The 7,650-nt window shown below is 31.5% G+C and carries 6 protein-coding genes; all 6 read right to left on the bottom strand.

Going from position 1 to position 7,650, the window contains the following annotated elements; all coding sequences use genetic code 11:
• Positions 1-663: 663 nt before the first annotated feature.
• Positions 664-1,458 (bottom strand): RNA polymerase sporulation sigma factor SigH, encoded by a 795-nt coding sequence (gene sigH / locus BMY82_RS07160; RefSeq protein WP_242938940.1) that lies wholly within the window; start codon positions 1,456-1,458, stop codon positions 664-666.
• A 30-nt stretch (positions 1,459-1,488) separates the two neighbouring features.
• Entirely contained in the window at positions 1,489-2,037 is a 549-nt protein-coding gene (locus BMY82_RS07155; protein WP_091975877.1) for an NYN domain-containing protein, read from the bottom strand.
• Positions 2,024-2,758, bottom strand: a complete 735-nt coding sequence (gene rlmB, locus BMY82_RS07150; protein ID WP_091975876.1) for a 23S rRNA (guanosine(2251)-2'-O)-methyltransferase RlmB — start codon at positions 2,756-2,758, stop codon at positions 2,024-2,026. Before rlmB ends, BMY82_RS07155 begins: the two co-directional genes overlap by 14 nt.
• Before the next feature lie 13 nt (positions 2,759-2,771).
• Positions 2,772-3,194, bottom strand: coding sequence for a Mini-ribonuclease 3 (locus BMY82_RS07145; RefSeq protein ID WP_091975875.1), 423 nt, complete (start codon positions 3,192-3,194; stop codon positions 2,772-2,774).
• Positions 3,179-4,582 (bottom strand): cysteine--tRNA ligase, encoded by a 1,404-nt coding sequence (cysS, locus tag BMY82_RS07140; protein WP_091975874.1) that lies wholly within the window; start codon positions 4,580-4,582, stop codon positions 3,179-3,181. The genes BMY82_RS07145 and cysS overlap by 16 nt, the downstream gene beginning before the upstream one ends.
• Before the next feature lie 241 nt (positions 4,583-4,823).
• Positions 4,824-7,277: a cell wall-binding repeat-containing protein gene (locus BMY82_RS07135; RefSeq protein WP_091975873.1), complete on the bottom strand. Its 2,454-nt coding sequence runs from the start codon at positions 7,275-7,277 to the stop codon at positions 4,824-4,826.
• Positions 7,278-7,650 lie beyond the last annotated feature (373 nt).

The following is a 7,650-nucleotide window of genomic DNA, read 5'->3' as shown; positions in this document are numbered from 1 at the left end:
CTGATGATAATCAGCAGATGGAACAACATATACGTCTATGTTCTTTTCTGCCATTTTCTTTCTAAGTACATCAACTCTTTCTGAAACTTTCATAACTAACCTCCAGTAATTTTATTGATTCTACAACCAATGTGCAGTAGTATGCAACATTAAGGTTATGTTTATATGGGCAAATACATAATTTTGAAGAAATACTTACTTGTATAAGCTTTGTTTACGTTTTCTTCTTATATAAATTTGGTCTAAATAATCAATTTATTAAATTATATATTTCACGACCCACAATCCATTATAACACTTTTTACATATTTTTTATACAATTAAGAACTTTTTAACTTTTATTCTTTTATGAAAATTACCTATTTCTTATATCTTCTCCTTTTTTTATTAAAGTTTTTACTTTAGTATACATACTAAAATATATCTACTCTCTATTAGAGCAAATTAATTATTACTTTCTGAAAAAATACTTGTTTTATAATTTTTTTCTATAAAAGACATAAAATATATCTTTTTTTTATATGAAGCCCTTGATTTAGCTTATTTTATTTATAATAATATTTTAAACTTATAAGTTACAAATTTGACTATAAATTTATATTACTTATATTAAGTTTTTATAAAAAAAGTGTATGTTTCACCATACACTTTTAACTAATATATTTATTCTTTTGAATTCATTTCCTTTAGAGCTTTTTCTAGTTTTCTTTTAGCTCTCTGCATAGCATTGTCTACTGCCTTTTCATTTTTATCAAGCTTTTTTGCAATATCTGAATATTTTTTGCCAGCTATATACATTTTAAAAACATCTTCCTCTAAAGGTGTTAAAACTTCGCTTATTTTTTCTGCAAGAATTTTATAATTTTCTTTGCTTATTACAAGATTTTCAGGGTTCACCTCTTCACTCTGATTTATAACTTCAAAAAGAGTTCTATCTGAATTTTCTTCTCCATCAAAAGCAGGTTTATTTAAAGAGATATATGAATTCAAGGGCATGTGTTTTTTTCTTGTAGATGTTTTTACAGCAGTTATCATCTGTCTTGTAATACACATACTAGCAAAATAATAAAAATCACTTTTACTATCTTTTTTATAATCTTTAATTGCCTTATAAAGACCTATCATGCCTTCTTGTACAATATCTTCCTTGTCAGAACCCTTCATATAGTAAGTTTTTGACTTTAGATATACCATAGGTCTATATTTATCTATAATATGGTTAACAGCTGCTGTGTCTCCTTTTTGAGCTTTCATTACATACCTATAATCCTCTTCCGGATTATAAGTACTCTTCTCATTTTTATTTTTATTTTCCTCGATTTCATCTACATATAAATCAAGTAAATCTTTTTCTAAAATGTTTTTTTTATCAGCTTCATCCATGCAACTCTCCCAATTGTTAGCCTCTTTTTTATAACTAGGCTTTCCAAAAATTCCTTCAGTAACTTCTCTATCCACTGCTACCTCCAGTTTTATATTAACACACTATTATTTATCCGTTCTTCTTCTTATTTCTTCAAGTTTTCTTAAAACATCGCTATCAATTCTGTTTTCCAACCTATTCATAGTGTTATATTTCTGCTTACTTTTACTATTATTTCTAATATTTTTTTTCTGTTTATTAAGGTCTTCTATAAGTTCTCTAGCTGGTATCCTAGAGCAACCTTTACCTAGCACAATCTGTTGCTCTGCATAATCACTCGTAACTACAGCTACTTCATCATATCTTGAAAGAGATGATATAAACTTTTCTATATAACTATCTGCAGTTTGATTTTCTTTGGTAAATACAACCGTTACTCCATAATGGTTCTCTATATTTTCACTTTGCCCCTTTACCTTATATGCATCAAAAACTATGTAAGCTTCATATCCCTTCATTTTGGCATATTCTTGAATATAACTAACTAAAGTATCTCTTGCTGTTTCTAGGTCTTTAACAGTCAGCTGCTTCAAACCGTCCCATGCATTTATTACATTATAACCGTCTACTATCAAAAACTTTCTTGGACTATAAGCTACATTACTTCTTGCCATTTCTCTGTCTGTATACTTCGTATAATAGTATTCCACCTGCTACAGATGCATTTAGGGAAGTTACATTCCCCGACATCGGCATACTAACGGTGAAATCACAGTTTTGCTTTACCAACCTAGATATACCTGAACCTTCACTTCCTACTACAAGAGCTAATGCTCCTGAAAGGTCCTGTTGGTAGAATGCTCCACCATCCATATCTACGGCAGCTATCCAAAGCCCATTTTCCTTTAAAATTTTGATAGTATTTGCTATATTAGTTACCTTACATACTGGCACATATTCAACTGCACCTGCAGATGCCTTTGCTACTACTGGTGTAATCTGTGCACTTCTTCTTTTTGGTATTATTACTGCGTGTGCACCTACTGCATCTGCCGTTCTTATTATCGATCCAAGATTGTGTGGATCTGTTACTCCGTCTAAAATTATGAAAAATGGTTCTTCACCTTTTTTCTTAGGTATTTCAAGTACTTCATCAAGTTCATAGTACTTGTACTCACCTATTATTGCTATTACGCCCTGATGTGAGTGACTTTCTGACATTTCATCTAGCTTGTGTCTATCCACTTGCTGCACTATTACATTGTTGTCTCTCGCCATTGCAATTATTTTCTTTATAGAACCCTCTCTAGCAGCTTTATTTACCATTATTTTGTCTATCTCTCTATCGTTCTTTAAAGCTTCTATAACAGGATTTCTTCCTTCTATTATCGCCAAAAAAGTTCACCACCTATTCACTTTCAATTATTTCTATACTTTTTTCTATTATATAATCTAAACGCTCATCTTCATCATTAAGATATAAGAAACCTATAAGAGCTTCAAAGCCTGTTGAATGTCTATAGTCCACTACACTTGCATTCTTGGCACTTGTATTTTTCTTATGATTTCTACCTCTTTTAAAGACATTTGTTTCTTCATCGGTCAAAATTCCTTCAATACCTTTGATTGCCTTAGATTGAGCCTTAGCGTTTACATACTTTATAGCCTGTTTATGAAGATCGTTTATTTTAAGAAAAATATTTTTTCTTATTAGGTACTCCCTTATAAAAGATTCATAAACTGCATCTCCTAAATATGCAAGGGTAAGAGGCGATATTCTCGCCAACTCTTCCCTTGTAATATTAGCATATTTTATTAAATTCTCTTCCATTTTACTCCCTGTCTTGTATCTTCTATTGCTATTCCCATAGCTGTAAGTTCATCTCTTATCTGATCTGCTAAAGCAAAGTCTTTATTTTTCTTTGCTTCTGCTCTCTTAGCTATCATTTCTTCAACCTTATTTGTAAGCTCATCGTCAACTTCATCATTTCCTTGAGCTATATTAAGTACTCCGGTTAACTCATTGAACATATCGATACACTTTCCTACAAATTCTTTAGATGAAGATTCCTTTATATTAGTATTCATAAACTTAGCAAGTTCAAATATTGCACTTATAGCATCTGCTGTATTTAAATCATCGTCCATAGCCTCTGTAAACTTATCTCTATAAGTATCGATTTGAGCCATTAATTCCTTTTCTTCATCCTTTACATTTTCTTCTGTAAGATTCGATAGTGTATACTCAGCTCTTTCTTTTGCAGTCATCAATCTATCAAGACCAGATTTTGCCTGCTCAAGTATTGTATCACTAAAGTTTACTGGATTTCTGTAGTGAGTTGAAAGAAGGAAAAATCTAACTAGACCAAGATCGTATTTCTCTGAAATCTCTCTAACTGTAAAGAAATTTCCTAAAGACTTACTCATCTTTTCTCCATCTACATTTATATATCCATTATGCATCCAATATCTTGCAAAAGTAGTATCATTACAGCATTCACTCTGAGCTATTTCATTTTCATGATGTGGGAACTGAAGATCCTGTCCACCTGCATGAATATCTATTGTGTTTCCAAGATATCTTCTTGACATTACAGAGCATTCTATATGCCAACCTGGTCTACCTTCACCCCACGGACTCTTCCAGCCTGGTTCACCTTCTTTTTTTGCCTTCCATAGTACGAAATCAAGAGGATCTTCCTTCTTCTCGTCTATGTCTATTCTAGCTCCAAGTTCTAATTCCTCTATATTCTGATGAGAAAGCTTTCCGTATTCATCAAATTTTCTTGTTCTAAATAAAACATCTCCATTTGATTCATAGGCATATCCTTTTTCAATTAAGTCAGATATAAACTCTATAATGTTTTCTATATTATCTGTAACCTGAGGATGAACTGTTGCTCTCTTTATTCCTAGTCCGTCACAATCTATAAAATATTCATTTATATATTTCTTAGCAACTTCTTCTGGTGTAATTCCTTCTTCATGACTTCTTTTGATTATTTTGTCGTCAACATCTGTAAAGTTCTGTATATAAGTTACCTCATAACCCTTGTATTCAAAATATCTTCTTAAAGCGTCAAATACAGTAAAAGGTCTTGCATTACCCAAGTGTATAAAATTATATACTGTAGGTCCACAAACATACATCTTTACCTTTCCTTCTTCTAGTGGTATAAACTCTTCTTTTTTTCTTGTCATTGTGTTGTATATTTTCATAGACAATTCCTCCAATTCGAACTCTTATTTATATAGATGTTTCTTTTTGCCATTTGCTATATACTCTATGATTTATTATTTTCAAATTCTTATTTTACTTTTTTCTAATGCTTATTAACTTATAATAACTTTTAAATTATATCTTTTAATATATTCCAAAACTCTGATATAATTGCCACACCCCTCAAAATGGGGGTATGGCAAATTTTATATTTTATTTAATTTCTTATTTCGATTATCTTTAATAACTCTTTTTTTGTGCTTCTTTCATTATAAGAAGTTCGGTTACAGACATACTATTCATTCCTCCACCTACTTGAGTTATATTCTTTATCTTCTTTTTCTTTAAAACCTCTTTTTGAAGTTCTGAAAGTCTTCCATGACTAAGTATAATAGGAGATTTAACATCTGAAGCATATGCTCCTACTGCAAGACCATCTATTAACATATCTTGATTCTTATTTCCATCTTTTACTACAAAGGCATAGTCAAGCTCATCATTTGGATAAAACTTTTCTATTATTTTAGCATTTGTGTCATTTCTATCATTTCCACTTAATCTAGTCACATTAGTAAAATCTTTTTCCACTGATTTAGGAACTGACTGCTCTCCACCTATTATATAGCTATCTTTAACGCTATATAAATCAGTTAAACCATCTGGAGAATCGACCTTACCCTTTTCATCACTCAACAATATTGGTATTGTCTTTTCACCTGCAACAGATGAAAAACTTATAGCATCTGCAAGACCTTTTTTTCCATTGGCAATTGCAACAGCTTCAATATCTTTCTTATTATACATTATATTTTCTGCAATCTTCTTGCTAGTGTCGTATCTACTTGTACCTGCAATTCTCTCTACATCTAACCCTTCTGCTTTTAGCTGTTTTACTACTTTTTCTGATACAGAATTGTCTCCACCTATTATAGTAACTTTCTTTGCCCCTAAAGATTTTATCTTATCCATTACTATCTTATCTGCACTATCTTTTTTTGTAAGTAATATAGGTGCTGACTTTAGCTTTGCAAGTGGTGTAGCTGTAAGAGCATCTGCTATTGCAGATCCATTTACAAGAAATACTTCATTAGAAGTTGTCCAACCTCTAGATGCTATCCTTACTGCGGTGTCAAATCTGTCTGAACCTGTAATCTCGTCTCCACCTTCTAGTGGCTTTGTAATACCCTTTATTACGACATTTCCAGGAGCAAATTGTTCCATACTATTTAAATCTTCAAACTTTCCATTTTTTAGCAAATAAGTTTCACCTTTTTGACCTTTGGAAACAAACATTTTAAAATCTGCAACATTCTTCTCTAAACCAATACTAGCCTTCTTTCCATTGCTTCTATCGTCTAACTTCACCATTAAAGCTCCATAACCTGTTGGAAGTGGAAAATCTGAAATATCTACTGTAAAATATCCTGAAAAAGGTACTTTCCCCGATTTCAAATACATTCTTCCAGCATAATTTAACGCTCCATTTTCCTCTGGTATAAAGTAAAGTTCATAATTGGCACCACCGCTATCTGTAGCAAACATTACACCTTGAAGAGACTCATTCTTTCCAAAGTTGAATCTATTTGCAGCAGATACTACATTATCCTTTAACATAGAAGACAGTGAATATTCATGCTGATACATCTTTTGTCCTTGCTCTTGCTGAACTCTTGCTATTGAATAATTATCTGTGAAAGATAATATTGTTTTATCTTCATATGATATCCATAAATATCCATTTTCTGAATTATATTTTCCCCAGCTATTCTTAACAAGCCATGCCCCGTTATTTTGAGGCTTTCCAGCTCTTCCATCGAAATTATCTTTTGAGTAATCATCATCCCATCCAACTATTGCAATTGCGTGATTCTGTCCTAATGCTTCATTACAGAAGAAAGAGTCTTCATCACGACTAACATATCTAGGATTATTATAGTATCCTGATGTTACTGCTCCATATTTTGTAATTGCACTTTTAACAGACTCTCTGTCTCTGGCTACATTTACAACATCTAAAACCTGAATATCTGTCAAAGGAGCAGAATCATAGTTAGCAGGTTTCTTGGCACCCTCTAATCTAGTCTGATTACCATTATATGGAAGGTCTTTTTCGTATTTTGGACCGAGCCATGATGTAAAATAGCCCACTGAAGTTTCATTTGTTGAACCCTCTTCATCACCGATATTCCAATCATAAACTCCATCTTTACCCCACCATCTCATATGTTCCTCAGATAGATGATAATCTCCATATCCATTTCTCTTTAGAAAACTTTCCAAAGCTGCATTTCCTGTAAAAGTCCAACATATACCTAGTTTTCCTTGGTCTTTTACATCTGTCATATATCCAAGAATTCTTGGATCATATTTTCTAAGCTTTGCATCTTCTTCACTTTTTTTATTGTTTTCGCCAGCAACTTCAGTTCCTCTAAAATCAAAAGAAGCTATACCAGCGTCATTATCATGTTTTTTGTATATGTTTTCATCGGATACAGTTGTATTATCTTCTGAAGTTTCACTATTTTGCACTTCCTCTGAAGCTGTTTCCGGATGAACATTCTCATAACTGTAGACATCATTTACATTTCTATCTTCAGCGTGAGAATACATAGGGAAAATTCCTGTAGATAATAATACTGCAACTAATGCTGTACATATTATTTTATTTTTTACCTGTTTCTTTTTATATATCATTAATACACCTCTTAAGTAATACACCCGTTTCTTACTGAAACAATGTCTGTAGCAAGTCAGCTCTCTTCAGCTATATCAAGCTACAAAACAATCCTCTAGAGAAAAAACTTTCTACAAAAATTTACAAAATTCCACACATACATAATACCACTAAAAAGCGATATATTCAACTTTACATTGATCTGTGCTTACTTTGTAATTACATTTTAAATTAAATAAAAATCTTGGACATTGACCTTTTAATTAATCATGTCCAAGACTTTATTTTTACACGATTTAATCACTTTATTATAGTATATAATCCTTAAAATACTATTAAATCATAACTTATATCGTTTTTTTATATATTTAACCATAAACTTTAAAATATTTA

Origin of the sequence: Peptostreptococcus russellii, assembly GCF_900110295.1 — a bacterium.
GTDB lineage: Bacteria > Bacillota > Clostridia > Peptostreptococcales > Peptostreptococcaceae > Peptostreptococcus > Peptostreptococcus russellii_A.
Note: the sequence above shows the minus strand (reverse complement) of the source record. Positions and strands in the feature narration are given on the sequence as shown.